Here is a 17,642-nt window from a genome sequence, read left to right as displayed (position 1 = left end):
GCCTGAATCCGGCGCTCACTCCCGCTCACCTGATAAAAAAGATAAGAAAATGTTATCAAAGAAAACGCGTTCCACCGTCGCGCTGTTAGGTTCATCGTTAATGCTGACCATCGGCCGCGGCGCCACGCTGCCGTTTATGGCGATTTATCTCGCGAAGCGCTTCGCGATGTCGGTTGATGAAATCGGCGTCGCGCTAACCAGCGCGATGACCGCAGGCGTTTTTTTCAGCCTGGCGTTCAGCGTATTCGCCGACCGCTTCGATAAAAAGCGCTATATGCTCATCGCTATCGCCATCTTTGTGGCGGGCTTTGTGGCGATCCCGCTGATGCATAACGCCCTGCTGGTGATCCTCTTTTTCGCCATCATTAACTGCGCGTACTCCGTGTTTTCTACTGTCCTGAAAAGTTATTTCGCCGACACGCTGGGCGCGGCGGCCAAAGCGCGTATTTTCTCGCTCAACTATACGTTCCTGAATATCGGCTGGACTGTCGGCCCGCCCATCGGCACGCTGCTGATGGTCTATGGCCTCAATATGCCGTTCTGGCTCTCGGCGGTGACGTCCGGCATGACCTTTATGGTGATTAGCGTTTTTGTCGAGCGCCTGGCACCGGCGCATGAGCAGGCGGATACGCCCGCAGGCCCGCCGCCGCTCTCACTGCTGTGGCGCGACCAGCGTCTGCTGTGGTTTACCGGCTCGGCGTTTCTCGGCTCGCTGGTGGCCGGCTCCTTTGCCGTCTGTATTTCGCAATACGTCTTAACCTTTTCCGACAGCGCGCTGGCGCAACAGGTTGTCGCGGTGGTGCTGCCGGTCAACGCCGTTCTTGTGGTTTCGCTGCAATATCTGGTGGGCAGAAAACTGCGCGCCGAGAACTTAAGCCGCCTGATGCTCTTCGGCACCGTCTGCTTTATTCTCGGCCTCGGCGGTTTCCTGATATCGGGCACCAACCTCTGGATGTGGGGCGCGGCCGCCGCGGTCTTTACGCTTGGTGAAATCATCTACGCGCCGGGCGAATATATGCTGATCGACAATATCGCCCCGCCGGGCCTGAAAGCCGGTTATTTCTCAGTCCAGTCGCTCGGCTGGCTGGGCGCGGCGTTTAACCCGATGTACAGCGGCTTTGTGCTGACCACGCTGCCGTCATGGTCGCTGTTCGCGTCACTGATGGTCTTCGCCGCTATGGCGTATCTGATGATGGTGAAAGGCATGCGCGTGAAGGTCGTCGGTGTGATGCAGCCGGGCTGAGCCAAGTGCGGGCCGGTAAACGCCTGGCCCGCACGTTTTATAGCGGAGAAATTTTTAGTAAAACGGCGACCTGCCGATAGACCACATATTTCATAAAAAGCATCAGCCCACAACCGAGTAGCCAGTAAAAGCTTAACAATATACAGAGTATGAGATGTGTTGAGCCACCGAAGCCAAAGAGCAGCGCCGTTATTAAAAGTATCAGCAACAAATGCTCTTTCATTAAGCGAAGCGGTAATAACGCCATCATGATGAATGCTGGAAATATGCCATACCACAAGGCTAAATTAAGCGAGACTGTCACCCGAACGCTATAAGCGCCATAAAATACCCGCCACACAAAATAATAGAGCGCATCGTGTAATATGAATATGCAGGACATGGAGACGAGCACCATTAAGGGCCGGAAAATTATCTCACAAAAGAAACGCCTGAAGTCATTATCCATGCTCTTTTATCCTTTTCTGCCAGAATGCGTTCAGTCCGTTTCGTTGATAAATGTAGTAAACTCATCAGAAGCTTAACGAGATTTATTCATATAACCAGCGCCCCGCCTTTGCGCTCTCCACCAGCATTGCGACGGTGAGAGGTTTATGCGGGTCAGGCTCTTTGCTTCCTAAATAGCCGGGATGAAAATAATCGAGCATTTCAAAGTTACCCGGATCAACACGCCAGCGGCTAAAATAGGCTTGCAGTAGTTCTTCATTATCCTCGAAGACAAGTTTCAGGTCGTCTCTGATACTGGTGTTGAGCGTTACGGGACGTTTGGGGCCAAAGAGAAAATACTTTCTGGGGTTATAATCCCGGTCTATGAATTCGATGATTTCTTTCTCAATATTTTGCATTAAACATTATCCGTTGCGGTCATCAGTTAAATCCCTTTGATAATACGCATGCGATAATATCACGATAAAGATAAACTTTCCGCCCGCCAGATAACCCGCGCTCGTTTAGCGCTGTTAAATAAGAATTCATCAAGTCGATAATAAAAAGCCAGCCTCCTGCCAGCCTTTTTACCGCTATCAAATCGCCACCAGCCCCCGCACGCCGTCGACTTCCATCGCAGCGCCAGAGCCGCGCTGTACGATAGCGCCGCGGGACATCACCAGATAGTTATCCGCAAGCCCGGCGGCGAAATCGTAAAACTGCTCTACCAGCAAAATGGCCATATCGCCACGGGCGGCCAGCGCCCGGATCACCTCGCCAATCTCTTTGATGACCGATGGCTGAATGCCCTCGGTCGGCTCGTCGAGGATCAGTAACTGCGGGCGGCTGGCGAGCGCCCGGCCGATGGCAAGCTGCTGCTGTTGCCCGCCGGAGAGATCGCCGCCGCGCCGCTGGCGCATCGATTTCAGCACCGGAAAGAGCGTATAAATCTCCTCAGGCACGCTGCGGGCGTCGGCACCGCGAAAGCGCGACAGCCCCATCAGCAGGTTTTCCTCCACCGTGAGCCGCGGGAAAATCTCGCGCCCCTGCGGTACATACGCGATACCTGCCGCCACCCGCTGGTGCGGTTTATAACGGGTGATGACGTCGCCCTGCCAGGTTACGGAACCGGTTTTCGCCGGGATCAGCCCCATCAGGCATTTCAGCAGCGTGCTTTTGCCCACACCGTTGCGCCCGAGCAGACAGGTCACTTCGCCGGGGCGCGCCTCAAGCGATACGCCGCGAAGAATATGGCTGCCGCCATAGTATTGATGCAGTTCATCCACTTTTAACATCGCGGCTCCTTAACGCCCGAGATAGACCTCAATGACCTGTTCGTTGGCCTGTACCTCTGCAAGCGAGCCTTCCGCCAGCACCTGCCCCTGATGCAGCACCGTCACTTTGTCGGCGATGGTCTCCACGAAGCCCATATCGTGCTCCACCACCATCAGGGAGTGTTTCCCCGCCAGCGCGCGAAACAGCTCGGCGGCGTAGTCGGTTTCCGCGTCGGTCATGCCCGCCGCGGGCTCGTCGAGCAGCAACAGGTGCGGCTCCTGCATCAGCAGCATGCCGATCTCCAGAAACTGCTTCTGGCCGTGCGAGAGCGCGCCGGCCTGGCGCTGGCGCTCTGCCCCTAACCGCAGCGTCGCCAGCATCGCGTCGATACGGTCGGTCTGCTCGGCATTCAGCCGCGCGCGCAGCGTCCCGCGCACCGTTTTATCGCCCTTTTGCGCTAGTTCCAGATTTTCAAACACCGTCAGCGCCTCAAACACTGTCGGCTTCTGGAACTTGCGCCCGATGCCGCGCCGGGCGATTTCCACCGGTTCAAGGCGCGTCAGATCGGTTCGCTGATCGTAAATCGCACGCCCGCTCTGAGGCCGGGTTTTACCGGTGATCACATCCATCAGCGTGGTTTTGCCCGCCCCGTTGGGGCCGATAATGCAGCGCAGTTCGCCGACGCCGGTGGAGAGCGTCAGATCGGTGAGCGCCTGGAAGCCGTCAAAACTGACGTTGATTTTCTCCAGTTGCAGCACCGGATCGGTCTGGGCGCGAAAGCGGTCGGTCTCATACTGCCGGGTGTAGAGCGTATCCGTGGGGTGCATTATTTCTCTCCTCTGCGCAGAAGCCCCGCCACGCCGCGCGGCAAAAACAGGGTGATCAGGATAAATATCAGTCCTAAAAAGAGCTGCCAGTACTCCGGCATCACCACGGTAAAGAGGCTTTTGGCTCCGTTCACCAGCAGCGCGCCGAACACCGGCCCTACCAGCGTGCCGCGCCCGCCGAGCGCCACCCAGATCGCGGCTTCAATGGAGTTGGTCGGCGACATTTCGCCAGGGTTAATAATGCCCACCTGCGGCACATAGAGCGCGCCTGCAAGGCCGCACATTACGGCCGAAATCGTCCAGACCAGCAGCTTGAAGCCGCGCGGATCGTAGCCGCAGAACATCAGGCGGCTTTCAGCGTCGCGCACCGCCGTCAGCACCCGGCCAAATTTGCTGCGCGCGAGCCACAGCCCGACGGCAAGACAGGCCAGCAGCAAAGCGAGCGTAGCGATAAAAAGCGCGATGCGCGTGCCGGTCGCGGTGAGCGAAAACCCGAGCAGCGTGGTAAAGCCGGTAAAGCCGTTGTTGCCGCCAAAGCCGGTTTCATTGCGAAAAAAGAGCAGCATCCCGGCGAACGTCAGCGCCTGGGTAATGATGGAAAAATAGACGCCCTTGATTTTCGAACGGAAGGCAAAAAAGCCGAAAACCAGCGCCAGCAGCCCCGGCACCAGCACCACCAGCAGCAGCGCCCAGAGAAAATTCGACGTGCCCCACCAGTACCACGGCAGCTCGCTCCAGGAGAGAAACGACATAAACGCGGGCAGCCCGTCGCCGGCCGCCTGGCGCATCAGGTACATGCCCATCGCGTAGCCGCCGAGCGCGAAGAAAATCCCATGGCCGAGCGATAAAAGCCCGGCGTAGCCCCAGACCAGATCCAGCGCCACGGCGACAGTCGCGTAGCAGAGGATTTTGCCCATTAATGTCAGCGTCCAGGTCGAGACCGCGAGCGGATGGCTTGCGGGTAAGAGCGTGAGAAACGGCAGCGCGAAGAGCGCCGCCAGCGCCAGCCCGCCTGCGATAAGGCTCAGGCGCGGCGCTTTTCGGACCAGCGTTAAGGTAATCGGCTGCGTCATTCCACGGCCCTCCCTTTGAGTGCGAACAGCCCCTGCGGGCGTTTCTGGATAAACAGGATAACCATCACCAGGATGGCGATTTTGCCGAGCACCGCGCCGACCTGCGGTTCGAGGATTTTATTGAAAATACCTAGACCGAACGCCGCCGCCACGCTGCCCGCCAGCTGGCCAACGCCGCCCAGCACCACCACTAAAAAGGAATCGATGATGTAGCCCTGGCCGAGTTCCGGCCCGACATTGCCCAGCTGGGAGAGCGCCACGCCGCCAAGGCCCGCGATACCGGAGCCAAGCCCGAAGGCCAGCATATCGACGCGTCCGGTCGGCACGCCGCAGCAGGCGGCCATTGCGCGGTTTTGCGTTACCGCCCGCACGTTCATGCCAAGCCGCGTTTTATTCAGCACAAGCCAGGTGAAAAACAGCACCAGCAGCACAAAACCCATCACCATCAGCCGGTTCCACGGCAGGATCAGGTTCGGCAGCACCTGAATGCCGCCGGAGAGCCAGGCCGGGTTCGCCACCTCGACGTTTTGCGCGCCAAACGCCATGCGCACCAGCTGAATAAGCATCAGGCTGATGCCCCAGGTGGCGAGCAGCGTCTCCAGCGGGCGGCCATACAGGTGGCGAATAATGGTGCGCTCAAGCGCCATTCCCGCGCAGGCCGTTACCAGAAACGCCACCGGCAGCGCCAGCAGCGGATAGAACGCCAGCCACTGCGGCGCAAATTCCGCCAGCGCGTTTTGCACGCACCAGGTGGTGTAAGCGCCGAGCATCAGCATTTCACCGTGGGCCATATTGATAACGCCGAGCAGGCCGTAGGTGATGGCAAGACCAAGCGCGGCCAGCAGCAGAATCGAGCCGAGCGACAGCCCCATAAACGCCTGGCCGAGCAGATCGCCGACCATCAGGCGATGGTCAATCGCGCGAACGCTTGCCGCCGCGGCTTCGCGCACGCGGGCGTCAGGCTCGCTGGCCGCGTCGGTAAAGGGCTGGAGCCGCGCGCGGGTTTGCGGATCGCCGGATTCGCCAAGCCGCGTGACGGCATTCAGGCGCACAGTTGCATCCGGGCTTGCCAGTTGCAGGCTGGCGAGCGCGCTGGCGAGCGCCTCACGCACGGTGTCGTCTTTTTCGACGGCCAGGCGCTGCGTCAGTAAGGGAGCCATTTGCGTGTCGCCGTCGCGCTGAAGCGTGCGGGCGGCATCAAGACGCTGCGTGACGTTGTCACTTACCAGATGGTGCGTGGCCAGCGCTGCGGCGGCGAGATTGCGCAGGCGGTTAGTAAGCCGAAGCGGTTTTACCGCGCCCACCGGCGTGGCGGCGTTCCCGAGCGCGGTCAGCCCTTCCGGGCGCTGCGCGAACGGATGCTTTTGCGTATCAACGACCAGATTCTCCTGGCCAAGCGCGACCAGCAGCGGCAGACGCGCGGCGTCCGGGGCGGTCGCCCAGGTTTGCAGCAGCGCAGCCTGTGTGCTTCGGCTCGCAGCCGCGAAATCATCGGCGTCACCGGCGCGGGCGAGCCACGGCACCAGCAAGGCGGCGACCATCAGCCAGCGGAATAATGTCATGGGTATCTCCTTTGCAACCGTTATGGCGGGTGGGCAGTTACAGGTTTTTTATGGCGGGTGCGCAAGCTTACCCGCCCTACAAAACACGTTTATTCCGTGTAGGGCGGGTAAGCTTGCGCACCCGCCACATTAACCGGAACAATTGCCTGGCCCGTGACCGCCCCTTAATTGCTGGCGGTTTTCACCGGCGTATCGGCTTTCTTATCGTTCCCGGCGATATACGGGCTCCACGGCTGCGCACGCACGGGTGCTTCGGTCTGCCACACCACGTTGAACTGGCCGTTGCCCTCGATCTCGCCAATCATCACCGGTTTATGCAGATGGTGATTGGTGTTATCCATCGTCAGCGTAAAGCCGGACGGTGCCTTGAACGATTGCCCCGCCATCGCCGCGCGCACTTTGTCGACATCCGTCGTGCCCGCCTTCTCTACCGCCTGCGCCCACATATGAATGCCGACATACGTCGCCTCCATCGGATCGTTGGTCACCACGGTATCGGCGTTCGGCAGCTTGTGCGCTTTGGCGTAAGCGCGGTAATCGGCGACAAATTTCTTGTTTTCCGGGTTATCCACCGACTCGAAGTAGTTCCACGCGGCCAGATTGCCCACCAGCGGTTTGGCGTCAATCCCGCGCAGTTCTTCTTCGCCCACCGAGAACGCCACCACCGGCACGTCGGTCGCCTTCAGCCCCTGGTTCGCCAGCTCTTTATAGAACGGCACGTTGGAATCGCCGTTAATGGTGGAAACGACCGCCGTTTTACCGCCCGCGGAGAATTTCTTGATGTTGGCGACAATCGTCTGGTAGTCGCTGTAGCCAAACGGCGTGTAGACCTCTTCAATGTCTTTGTCCTGCACGCCTTTAGAGTGCAGGAACGCGCGCAGGATTTTATTGGTGGTGCGTGGATAGACGTAATCGGTGCCGAGCAGGAAGAAGCGCTTCGCGCCGCCGCCATCCTCGCTCATCAGGTACTCCACCGCCGGGATCGCCTGCTGGTTAGGCGCGGCACCTGTATAGAAGACGTTCGGCGACATCTCTTCGCCCTCATACTGCACCGGGTAGAACAGCAGCCCGTTGAGTTCTTCAAAGACCGGCAGCACCGATTTACGCGACACCGATGTCCAGCAGCCGAACACGGCAGCGACCTTATCCTTGCTCAGCAGCTGACGGGCTTTCTCGGCGAACAGCGGCCAGTTGGAGGCCGGGTCAACCACTACCGGCTCCAGCTTTTTACCGAGAACGCCGCCTTTGGCGTTGATCTCATCGATAGTCATCAGCGCCACATCTTTCAGCGGCGTTTCAGAAATCGCCATCGTGCCGGAGAGCGAGTGCATGATGCCCACTTTAATGGTGTCGGCGGCCTGGGCGCTGAAGGCGAACCCCATGCTGATGACCGAGGCGGAAAGGGCGAAAGCTTTTAACAGAGTACGACGATGCATAAAGGTCACTCCTGATAATGGATGCTGTGTGTACGGTTAATCTGACGCGCCACGCCGCGCCTGTTGCAGGGCGTGCAGCGTAATCTTGCGAACCTCTTTCTGGCTTTGGGCGATATGGTCGTGCAGTCGGGTCCGGGCCTCCTTCAGGTTGCGTTCAAATATGGCGAGCAGGATCTGGCCGTGCTCGGCGTAGGTCGCGCTGACGCGCGACGCCTGGGTGAAATCCATGCGGCGCACAATGCGGATTTTTTCCGTGACCTCGCGATGCACGCGCGCCATTTCCGGGTTGCCTGCGGTGCCGACGAGCGTCATGTGGAAGGCCTCATCGTGCGGCGCGACATCGCTGCCGTCCGCGAGCGGCGGTGCGTCAATCCAGAATTCGCGCAGCTCACGCAGCGGCAGCGGCGTGACGTGCGCCGGCAGGGCGCAGAGGCGCGCGACGGCTTCTGTCTCCAGCACAATGCGCAGATCGTAGAGCGCCTCCAGATGGTCGAAATCGATCGGCCGCACCTGCCAGCCGCTGCGCGGCTGGACGTCGAGATAGCCTTCCTGTTCAAGCCGGTGCAGCGCCTGGCGCACCGGCGTGCGGCTCGCCCCCATGCGCGCGGCGACGTCGTTTTCGCTGAAGCGATCGCCGGGCAGCAGCCGGAAATCGAAGATCGCCTGCTTCATCAGCCGGTAGATGCGATCGCCCTGCGCCTCCGGCGCCGCGCGTTGTCGGGCAGTGAGTGGCATAGCGCCTCCTGTTGGCGTCTGGTTTGATATGGCGGGTGCGCGTTGCTTACACGCCCTACGTGCTATTTGTTTTACGCGGCGGATGCGCTTCGCTTACCCGCCCTACGGGGGCGGCTTGCGTTGTAGGGCGGGTAAGCGTCAGCGCACCCGCCACCTCGCACGACACGTAAGCCAGGTCAACTCAGCCACAGGAGGGCATCGCCCGGTGCCACAGGCAGCCCCTGCTGGCAACGGATACGCGCCACCACGCCATCCGCCGGCGCATGCACCATCAGCTCCATCTTCATGGCTTCCACTACAATCAGCGGCTCGCCCTGCTTCACCCGCTGGCCCGGCTCGACCAGAATCTTCCAGACGTTGCCGTTGAGATCGGCGCTCACCAGTTGCCCTTCGCTTTCGGCCTCGTCTTCGGCCTTCAACACCTGCGTATCGGCCTCCGGCTCCTGGGTGTGCCAGTGCGCCACCTCGGCGCTGAACGCGGCCTGCTGACGCTCGCGGAACGCGGCGATATCCTGCTCGTTGGCCGCTAAAAAGGCGCGGTATGCCGCAAAATCAAACTCGCTCTCTTCAATACGGACAGACGCGCGGCCCTCGCGGAAGGCGTCACGGAAATCGTTCAGCTCGGCTTCGCTCACCGGGTAGAAGCGCACCTGATCGAAGAACTTCAGCAGCCACGGCTCCTCGCCGAACTGCGGGTTTTTGAGGAATTTGTTCCAGATGGGCAGCGTGCGCCCCACCAGCTGGTAGCCGCCGGGCGAATCCATACCGTAGATGCACATATACATCCCGCCGATGCCGACAGTGCCCTCGGCCGTCCACGTGCGTGCCGGGTTATATTTCGAACTGAGCAGGCGATGGCGCGGATCGACCGGCACCGCGCACGGCGCGCCGAGGTAGACATCTCCAAGCCCAAGGATCAGATAACTCGCGTCAAACACTACCTTTTTCACATCGTCGCGGTGCGACAGCCCGTTTGCGCGGCAGATAAAATCGACGTTATTCGGCAGCCACGGTGCCTGGGCGCGCACGGTCTGCTGGTATCGCTCGACCGCGCCAAGCGTCGCGCTGTCTTCAAACGCCATCGGCAGCCAGACGATTCGCGAGGGGAGCGTCAGCGACTCCACATCGCCAAGCTGTTTTTCAAGGCTCATCAGCAACGTCAGCAAGGCGCGCTGCCCCAGACGCTGGCTGTCGTAACGCACCTGCAACGAGCGCACGCCGGGCGAAAGCTCCTCCACGCCCTCAACGCCGCTCGAACGAATCGCTTTCATCAGCAGATGCACGCGCAGGCGCAGCGCCAGATCCAGCACGTTGTCGCCATATTCGATGAGAATGTAGCTGTCGCCCGCCTGCCGCCAGACCACGGCGGGCAGCCCATTTTGCGCAGGCACTTCGGCTAAAATCGCCGCACTCCCGGTCGTGCCGGGCAGCAGCGTTGGCGTCTCATCCGGGCGGGCCGTCACCGCGCGCAGATGGTTGCAGGCCACTTCCTGCGCCAGCTCCAGCGACTGCGCATGTTCGATGCTAATCGGGTGAAAACGAATACGGTCGCCAGGCTTCACCTGACCGACTTTCCACAGCTCCGCGCGGGCAATGGTGACCGGGCAGACAAAACCGCCGAGGCTTGGGCCGTCGCGGGTGAGGATCACCGGGAAGTCGCCGGTAAAGTTAATCGCCCCGATAGCGTATTCGCAGTCGTGAACGTTTGACGGATGCAGGCCTGCCTCGCCGCCGTCGGCGCGGCTCCATTCCGGCTTCGGGCCGACCAGCCGCACGCCGAGACGGTTGGAGTTGTAATGCACCTGCCATTCGGCGGCGAAGAAGGCGTCCATCGACGCGGGCGTGAAGAAATCGGGCGCGCCGTGCGGCCCGTAGAGCACGCCGATATTCCAGACCTCGCCATAACGCGGGATAACCCCCGGCTCCGGCATCTGGGGCGGCGAAATGGGCGCAGGTGTGGTGCAGGCGGCGAGCGCCGGGCGCGATATCGCCAGCACGTCGCCGGGGCGCAGCGTGCGTCCGGCATGGCCGCCGAACTGCCCGAGCGCGAAGGTGGACCGGCTGCCGAGATACTGCGGCACGTCGATGCCGTTACGCACCGCCAGATAACCGCGACAGCCTGTACGGGCGCGGCCCAGCGTCAGCGTCTGTCCGGCGCGCGCCGTGACCGGCTGCCAGCAGGTGACCGGCTCGCCATCGAGCTTTGCGTCGCAGTCCGCGCCGGTGAGCGCGAAGATGGCGTCGCTGTGAAAGCGCAGCGTCGGCCCCTGAAGCGTGAATTCAAGTCCGGCGGCCTCCGGCGCGTTACCGACGATACGGTTGGCCAGCCGGAAGGCGTAATCGTCCATCGGCCCGGACGGCGGTACGCCGATATCCCAGTAGCCCAGACGCCCCGGATAATCCTGCACGCTGCTCCAGGTGCCCGGCTCCAGCACTTCGATGGCGTGCGCGTGGTAGCTCACCTCATCCAGCAGGCGCGTCCACATGGTGGCGTTTTCAAACGCCTCCAGACGAATAATCTGGCGCAGATAATCAAGATTGGTGGCGATACCGTGCAGACGCGTGGCGTCAAGTGCCTGACGAAGTTTCGAAAGCGCCTGCGGGCGGTCGTCGCCGTGAACGATGATTTTGGCGATCATCGGATCGTAAAACGCGCTGACCTCCGCGCCGGTGCTGACCCAGCCATCGACGCGCACGCTGTCAGGGAAGTGCACGTCGGTAAGCTGCCCCGGCGACGGCTGGAAGTTTTTCAGCGGATCTTCAGCATAGAGACGCACTTCTATTGACGCGCCCTGGGGAGCTTTTGCGAGACGCGCCCTGTCCAGCGGCTCGCCCGCCGCCACATTGATCATGCACTCGATAAGATCGAGCCCCGTCACGGCCTCGGTTACCGGGTGCTCCACCTGAAGGCGGGTGTTGACCTCCAGAAACCAGAAGCGATCGCTCCCGGCGTCGTAGATAAACTCTACGGTGCCTGCGCTGCGATAATTGACCGATTCGCCAAGCGCCACCGCGGCGGCATGCAGGGCCTCGCGGGTCGCCTGCGGCAGACCCGGCGCGGGCGTCTCTTCCACCACTTTCTGGTTGCGGCGCTGGAGCGAACAGTCACGCTCGCCAAGCGCCGCCACGTAGCCTTTGCCATCGCCCAGGATCTGCACTTCCAGGTGACGCGCGCGGCTGATGAATTTCTCAATAAACACGCCGTCATCGCTGAAAAACTGCAGGCCCTGGCGTCTGACGCTCTCCCAGGCTTGCGCCAGCGAAGGTGCGTCGTCACAGCGCGTTAGCCCAATGCCGCCGCCGCCCGCCGTGGTTTTCAGCATCACCGGGTAGCCAATGTCTTCGGCCGCCTGGGTTGCCTCCTCAAGCGAGCGCAGCAGCCCGCTGCCCGGCGTCATCGGCACACCCGCCTGTGCCGCCAGCGCGCGGGCGCGGTGTTTCAGGCCAAAATCGCCAATCTGCTGCGGCGTCGGGCCGATAAATACCAGCCCCGCGGCTTCGCACGCCGCCGCGAATTCGGCGCGCTCGGAAAGAAAGCCGTAGCCGGGGAAAATCGCCTGCGCCCCGCTCGCTTTCGCCGCTGCGAGAATTTTATCGACGTTAAGGTAGGTGTCGCGCGCCGCGTCGCCGTCGAGCGCGATGGCGATATCGGCATCGCGCACATGCTGCGCGTTACGATCCGGCGTTGAGTAGACCGCGACGCTCGCGATGCCCATTTTCTTCAGGGTACGAATGGCGCGACAGGCGATCTCGCCGCGGTTGGCGATAAGCACTTTACTGAACATGATTTTCTCCTCAGGCGCTCTGGTGGCGGGCAAGCCAGGCTTTCCAGCCGCCCCATTCCGTGATGTCGGTGGCGCTCACGAGCGCCTGCGGTTCGCAGATAAAGCCTTTTACCGCGCGGCCATCGGCGAGCGTCAGCGTGCCGATACCGAGCGGCGACGGGATCTCCGCGACAAACTCCCCGAAGCGCGCGAGCGGGATATCCCACAGCTCCACCGCGATGGGCTGCCCGCTGTCTGCACGCGCAAGCCCGGGCTTCGGCGGCGTGGTGTTGGCGAGCGCATAAAGGCGATAGTCCGCCGCCGTGGTGGTCTCTTCGATAAACACCGCGTCGCGGGTGGTGAGCTGGTGGTTGAGCGGCATGCCGCGCAGGTGCGCGCCGACGACCGCAAGGCGCACGTGGTGCGGCGATGGCGCGAACGGTTCTGCCGCAGGCAGCGCTTTATCCGTTGCGCCGAGCGGCAGTGGCACCGCCTGCTGCCAGAGCGCGCCGAATTGCGCCAGCGCCGCGTCATGCCACGCGGGCGCGATAAGCGTAATGCCAGCCGGCAGGCCATCGTTGCGGAAGTCACCCGGCAGCGCCAGGGCGCAGAGATCCGCGAGGTTAGTGAAATTGGTGTAGTAGCCGAAGTGCGAGTTGTAGCGCACCGGCTCTGCTTTCATTTCATCAAGCGTATGAATGGTGGGCGATGTAGGCACAACCAGCGCATCCACGGTCTCCAGCACCTGCGCAATCTGGCGCGCGAGCGCGGCGCGGGTATATTCCGCCTGCCAGGCGTCGCAGGCCGTGTATTTCAGGCCGCCTTCCACGATGCCGCGTACGGTCGGGTCCATCACCTCCGGCGGCTCATTGAGCATCTCGCCCACCGCGACGGTGCGCTCGGCGACCCAGGCGCCCTGATAGAGTTGCTCCGCAAGCGTGCGAAACGGCGTGAAATCGACCGGCACCAGCGTCGCGCCGAGCGCTTCGAGGCGCGTCAGGCTCTGGCGGTATGCCGCCTCGCTGTGGGTATCGCCATAAAATTCGGGGGCGTCAGGCACCGCAAAGCGAGGTTGTGCGGGCAGGCGGGCGGGCGCGGTGCGCGGGTTGGCACGCGAGTACGCGTCAGCGGCGTCATAACCGCCTGCGAGGCTCGCCACCTGAAAGGCATCGGCGGCGCTTAACGCGAAAACGGAAACGCAGTCGTTCAGGCGGCACGCGGGCACCACGCCGCGGTTTGACAGCCAGCCTTTGGTGGGTTTGAGGCCGACAATGTTATTAAACCCGGCCGGGACGCGCCCGGAGCCTGCGGTGTCGGTGCCGAGCGCGAAAGCGACCAGCCCGCGCGCCACCGTGGACGCCGAGCCGGCGCTGGAGCCGCCGCTGACATAAGCTGGGTTAAAGGTGTTCGGCACCGCGCCGTAGGGCGAGCGGGTGCCGACCAGGCCTGTCGCGAACTGATCCAGATTGGTTTTGCCAAGCACGATGGCCCCGGCGGCTTTGAGTTTCGCCACAACGGTGGCGTCCTCCTGCGGCGTGTACGCAAACGCCGGACAGGCGGCGGTGGTGGGCAAACCGGCGACATCGATATTGTCTTTCACCGCGAACGGCACGCCGAAGAGCGGAAAATCCGCGAGGCTTTTGCCTTCTTTGATGGCCGCCAGCAATGGCGCAATTTGGGCTTCCAGATACGACGAGCTGGCGCGGGTGATCCATGCCGGATCGTTATTCTCTTCATCGGTAAAAGCCGCGGAATAAATTTCCGTAATGCGCGTTGGATCGTCCTGATATTCCCTGCGCCACTCAGCAAGCGTCAGAGGGGTAAACAGTGGTGAACTCTGTGACATAACTGGCATCCCATCTGGTATACAAGATGGAAGTTATTTAGCAAAGAGAGTGCCAGATTTTAAAAATTCATACATTTCAACATATTAAAAATAAAATTCAAAAACACCCTGTGAATTACATTCAATAATTCCCAATTTCGGTAATAAGCAGGCTCGTTGTGGTGCAGCGATGCGACATAAATGTGCAATGCATTGAAAAAATAAATAAAGATGATGGTTAACAGGGGCAGGAATAAATTTTTGCGATGGTCAGGGAGATTGTGTGCCGGTGGCTATCAATATAAATGGTGGGTGCGCTGCGCTTACCCACCCTACGATAAGGATGGCTTTTGTAGCACGGGTAAGTAAAGCGCACCCACCATGCGATAAAGGTGGCGTTTTGTAGGGCGGGTAAGCAAAGCGCACCCGCCTTTCAAAATAAACCGAGGGTAAAGAGGTTGGTTTTACTCCGGCTAAAAAAAATCGGCCCCTGAGGGCCGATTTCCGCCGGGAGCCGGGATTGCAAAGGGGGCGGCGGCGAGCCCCCTTTGCACGTTCGCGTGAGGAAGGTTCTCCTATAAAGGCGGCGTTCTGGCGAACGGAACCTGTTCACAGGTCTTGCATATCGCCTCCCCCGGCTGAGGGTAAAAAAACAAAGGTGGGTGCGCTACGCTTACCCACCCTACAAATTACACTGCGCCAATCGCAAGGTGGGTGCGCTGCGCTTATCCACCCTACGATGAGGGTAGAGTTTCTGTAGGGCGGGTAAGCATCGCGCACCCGCCGTTCTACATGCCCGCCTTACCACACTTCGCTGGCGACACTCGTCACCAGTCGCACTTTTTCCCACTGCTCGGCGGGCGTGATGCTGTTGCCCTCTTCCGTCGAGGCGAAACCGCACTGCGGGCTTAAGCAAATCTGGCTGATATCGACATATTTCGCCGCCTCTTCCAGACGCGCTTTAATCAGCTCCGGGTTCTCCAGCTCGCCGTTTTTGGTGGTGATAAGCCCCAGCACCACCTGCTGTTTACCCGGACGGATAAAGCGCAGCGGCGCGAAATCGCCAGAGCGGTCGTTGTCATACTCCAGGAAAAACGCATCGATATTCACAGTACCAAACAGCACTTCGGCCACCGGCTCATAGCCGCCTTCGGCAATCCAGCTTGAGCGGAAATTCCCACGGCAGACGTGCAGCCCGATGGTTAAATCCTCTGGTTTGCCCTCCAGCGCCTGGTTCAGCACGCGGGCATAAATGCGCGCCAGTTCGTCCGGATCGTCGCCGCGCTCGCGGATTTGACGACGCTGCTCATCAGAGCACAGATACGCCCAGACGGTGTCATCCAGTTGCAGGTAGCGGCAGCCCGCGTCGTAAAAGGCGCGGATGGCGTCGCGCCAGGTGGTGGCGAGATCGTCGAAGTAGTCTTTCAGATCCGGGTAGACGTTACGGTCAATGGCCGCCGCGCCGCCGCGGAAATGCAGTACGCTCGGGCTTGGAATGGTCATTTTCGGCTCGGCATTGCCGCTGACGCTTTTCAGGAAGCGGAAATCCTCCAGCATCGGGTGGTCGCCAAACGCCACTTTACCGGTCACACGCACGCTCTGGGCTTTGGTCTGGATGCCGTTGAACTGAATGCCCTGATTCACTTCCACCAGTTCAACGCCCTGCAGCGCGCCGAAGAAATCGAGATGCCACCAGGCGCGGCGGAATTCGCCGTCAGTTACCACATGCAGCCCGCAGGCGCACTGCTGCTCGACCGCGTGGCGAATGGCGTCATCTTCGATTTTACGCAGGTGCGCGGCGTCTATCTCCCCTGCCGCAAACTGCTGGCGGGCCTGCTTGATGGCATCCGGGCGTAAAAAGCTGCCGACGATATCGGCGCGAAACGGGGCGTGTTGACGCTGCATGGTGTTCTCCTCGTAGCCTGCCGCGATGGTCACGTCAGGTGATAGTTCAATAATTGAATGTTTAGCCGTCTGGATGTCTATATGTCCAGAGAATGGCATTTCACTGCGCGTCAGGCAAACGAGGAAATTTCATGGGTGTTGAAAAATATTCATGTAGCAAATAAAAGAATCCCCACCGAAGTGGGGAAAACGAAAGGCACAAACAGGGGTTATTTTTTCTCAGACGCGGCGCTGCTGTCCACGACGCCGGGAATATCTTTGATATCGCCTTTAAACTGCCCTTTCAGGGCATCGACGCCGCTTTGCGGCTTCGCGAATTTTTCAAGGTCTGCGCGAGAGCGGCGGATCTCGTCAGTATTCACGCCAAGCTTTTTGTCGCGCTCACTGACCAACTCAGGCTTCGCCTCGCCGTCGCGGTTGAAGGACCAGGCGAGCATCGGCGGCCCAAGCGGCAGCGCGTCGCCTTTATCGCCCGGCCCGCCGGTGTGCCAGACATGCCAGGTTTTGCCGTAGCTGTTCATTTTTTCCTGCATCAGACGATGCTCCGCAGGAGCCGGGATCCCCGGCGCGATAAGCTGGCCGCTAAGAATTTCACCGTTGTGCGGATGCCAATAGTGTTTTTCCTGCGCTGGTAGTTGATTAAAGAGTTTTTCGGAGATGATATATTCCACGCCGTTCATTCTGGCGTCTTCAGTATTACCGTCAAATAAGACGCACTGGGCGAAATCCTGATTCACCTGATGGCAATAATGGTGCGCTTCCATCTGTTTTTCGGGGATCTCTTTCATCGGATGAAAGCCCACCAGATAAATATCAAATCCTTTTAACGGAGCGTTACTTTGCAATACGGCCGCACCGGTTTCCAGTAAATGGGTCGTCGTGCTTTTATCGGCACCCGGCGGTGTGGCGTTTTCTGCCTGCGCAAAAAAAGCGAAGGAAAGAAGCGGAAGCAACGTTATTTTTACTGCGCGTTGTAATTTCATGAGGTCATTAAATAAATAAGAGGTATTTACGTCATGCGCTAAACGACCTCCGGTATGAGCATTAACCCATACCGGAGGGACGTTATACCGGGCGCATGCGGCCCGCCGGTCCGTCAGGAAGAGGAACGGCTGCTGCTTTTGCCGCCTTTGCGGCCCGCTTCCGCTGCACGCTCGCGGTCATTTTTAAAATTCCCGCCGCTATTCTGCCCGCCTTTTCGACCGGCCTCAGAAGCGCGTTCACGATCTTCAGCAAAATTACCTGAACCACCACGATGTTGACCCATAATATTCTCCTCGGATAAGCAGAGATAATTTAAACCGCGTCCCCACAGTGCGAACGCAGAAGTAACTATAGGCAGGGATCCCCGTTTCGCAAGTCACATTAGCCGCAATCAACTATTTTAACGCTGCGCTTGTACCAATATATTTTACAGGGTGTGTTTATCTCCTGAAAACCAAAGGGTTTTATCGTCTTGCGCTTTCGCTTAATAAGAAAACTCTTAAAAGAAAGCGTTAATTATTTCCGGGTCGCTGTCAGGTCTATTATTTATCTGCGAAGTGTCGTTCGTTGATTTAATTTCCGCCGAG

At 60.0% G+C, this 17,642-nt stretch carries 14 protein-coding genes; 1 reads left to right on the top strand and 13 read right to left on the bottom strand.

Going from position 1 to position 17,642, the window contains the following annotated elements; translation table 11 throughout:
• The first annotated feature begins 49 nt into the window (after positions 1 to 49).
• Positions 50 to 1,243: an efflux MFS transporter YdeE gene (gene ydeE, locus AFK66_RS09535; RefSeq protein WP_023898747.1), complete on the top strand. Its 1,194-nt coding sequence runs from the start codon at positions 50 to 52 to the stop codon at positions 1,241 to 1,243.
• Positions 1,244 to 1,280: 37 nt separating this feature from the next.
• On the opposite strand, the gene AFK66_RS09530 is transcribed toward ydeE, so the two are convergent.
• The 13 genes from AFK66_RS09530 to AFK66_RS09470 form a co-directional block, all read right to left on the bottom strand.
• The gene (locus tag AFK66_RS09530; protein WP_080629939.1) at positions 1,281 to 1,691 is read right to left on the bottom strand and encodes a hypothetical protein; all 411 of its coding nucleotides are present in this window, start codon (positions 1,689 to 1,691) and stop codon (positions 1,281 to 1,283) included.
• 82 nt (positions 1,692 to 1,773) lie between these two features.
• Positions 1,774 to 2,088 carry a DUF1493 family protein gene (locus tag AFK66_RS09525; protein ID WP_007775217.1) on the bottom strand — a complete coding sequence of 105 codons (315 nt, stop codon included), beginning with the start codon at positions 2,086 to 2,088 and terminating at the stop codon, positions 1,774 to 1,776.
• A 177-nt stretch (positions 2,089 to 2,265) separates the two neighbouring features.
• The gene (gene urtE / locus AFK66_RS09520; RefSeq protein WP_007775220.1) at positions 2,266 to 2,964 is read right to left on the bottom strand and encodes an urea ABC transporter ATP-binding subunit UrtE; all 699 of its coding nucleotides are present in this window, start codon (positions 2,962 to 2,964) and stop codon (positions 2,266 to 2,268) included.
• Positions 2,965 to 2,973: 9 nt separating this feature from the next.
• A complete protein-coding gene (urtD, locus tag AFK66_RS09515) occupies positions 2,974 to 3,771 on the bottom strand; it encodes an urea ABC transporter ATP-binding protein UrtD (RefSeq protein ID WP_007775221.1) in 798 nt (265 codons plus the stop codon).
• Positions 3,771 to 4,844, bottom strand: coding sequence for an urea ABC transporter permease subunit UrtC (urtC, locus tag AFK66_RS09510; protein ID WP_023898745.1), 1,074 nt, complete (start codon positions 4,842 to 4,844; stop codon positions 3,771 to 3,773). Before urtC ends, urtD begins: the two co-directional genes overlap by 1 nt.
• Complete coding sequence (gene urtB, locus AFK66_RS09505) at positions 4,841 to 6,406, bottom strand: urea ABC transporter permease subunit UrtB (protein ID WP_023898744.1); 1,566 nt, start codon at positions 6,404 to 6,406, stop codon at positions 4,841 to 4,843. The genes urtC and urtB overlap by 4 nt, the downstream gene beginning before the upstream one ends.
• Before the next feature lie 164 nt (positions 6,407 to 6,570).
• Complete coding sequence (gene urtA / locus AFK66_RS09500) at positions 6,571 to 7,842, bottom strand: urea ABC transporter substrate-binding protein (protein ID WP_007775225.1); 1,272 nt, start codon at positions 7,840 to 7,842, stop codon at positions 6,571 to 6,573.
• 36 nt (positions 7,843 to 7,878) lie between these two features.
• Entirely contained in the window at positions 7,879 to 8,577 is a 699-nt protein-coding gene (locus tag AFK66_RS09495) for a GntR family transcriptional regulator (protein ID WP_023898741.1), read from the bottom strand.
• Between the two features lie 176 nt (positions 8,578 to 8,753).
• The gene (gene uca / locus AFK66_RS09490; protein ID WP_032986859.1) at positions 8,754 to 12,362 is read right to left on the bottom strand and encodes an urea carboxylase; all 3,609 of its coding nucleotides are present in this window, start codon (positions 12,360 to 12,362) and stop codon (positions 8,754 to 8,756) included.
• A gap of 10 nt (positions 12,363 to 12,372) precedes the next feature.
• On the bottom strand, positions 12,373 to 14,187 hold the full coding sequence (gene atzF, locus AFK66_RS09485; RefSeq protein ID WP_023898739.1) for an allophanate hydrolase: 1,815 nt from the start codon (positions 14,185 to 14,187) through the stop codon (positions 12,373 to 12,375).
• Positions 14,188 to 14,967: 780 nt separating this feature from the next.
• Positions 14,968 to 16,071, bottom strand: coding sequence for a cobalamin-independent methionine synthase II family protein (locus AFK66_RS09480; RefSeq protein WP_007793551.1), 1,104 nt, complete (start codon positions 16,069 to 16,071; stop codon positions 14,968 to 14,970).
• A 209-nt stretch (positions 16,072 to 16,280) separates the two neighbouring features.
• Positions 16,281 to 17,054 (bottom strand): OBAP family protein, encoded by a 774-nt coding sequence (locus tag AFK66_RS09475; RefSeq protein WP_007775236.1) that lies wholly within the window; start codon positions 17,052 to 17,054, stop codon positions 16,281 to 16,283.
• Positions 17,055 to 17,167: 113 nt separating this feature from the next.
• On the bottom strand, positions 17,168 to 17,338 hold the full coding sequence (locus AFK66_RS09470) for a con-10 family general stress protein (RefSeq protein WP_007775238.1): 171 nt from the start codon (positions 17,336 to 17,338) through the stop codon (positions 17,168 to 17,170).
• Positions 17,339 to 17,642 lie beyond the last annotated feature (304 nt).

It is taken from the genome of Cronobacter malonaticus LMG 23826, assembly GCF_001277215.2.
GTDB lineage: Bacteria > Pseudomonadota > Gammaproteobacteria > Enterobacterales > Enterobacteriaceae > Cronobacter > Cronobacter malonaticus.
The sequence above is the reverse complement of the archived record's forward strand: the minus strand, read 5'-3'. Positions and strand labels throughout refer to the sequence as shown.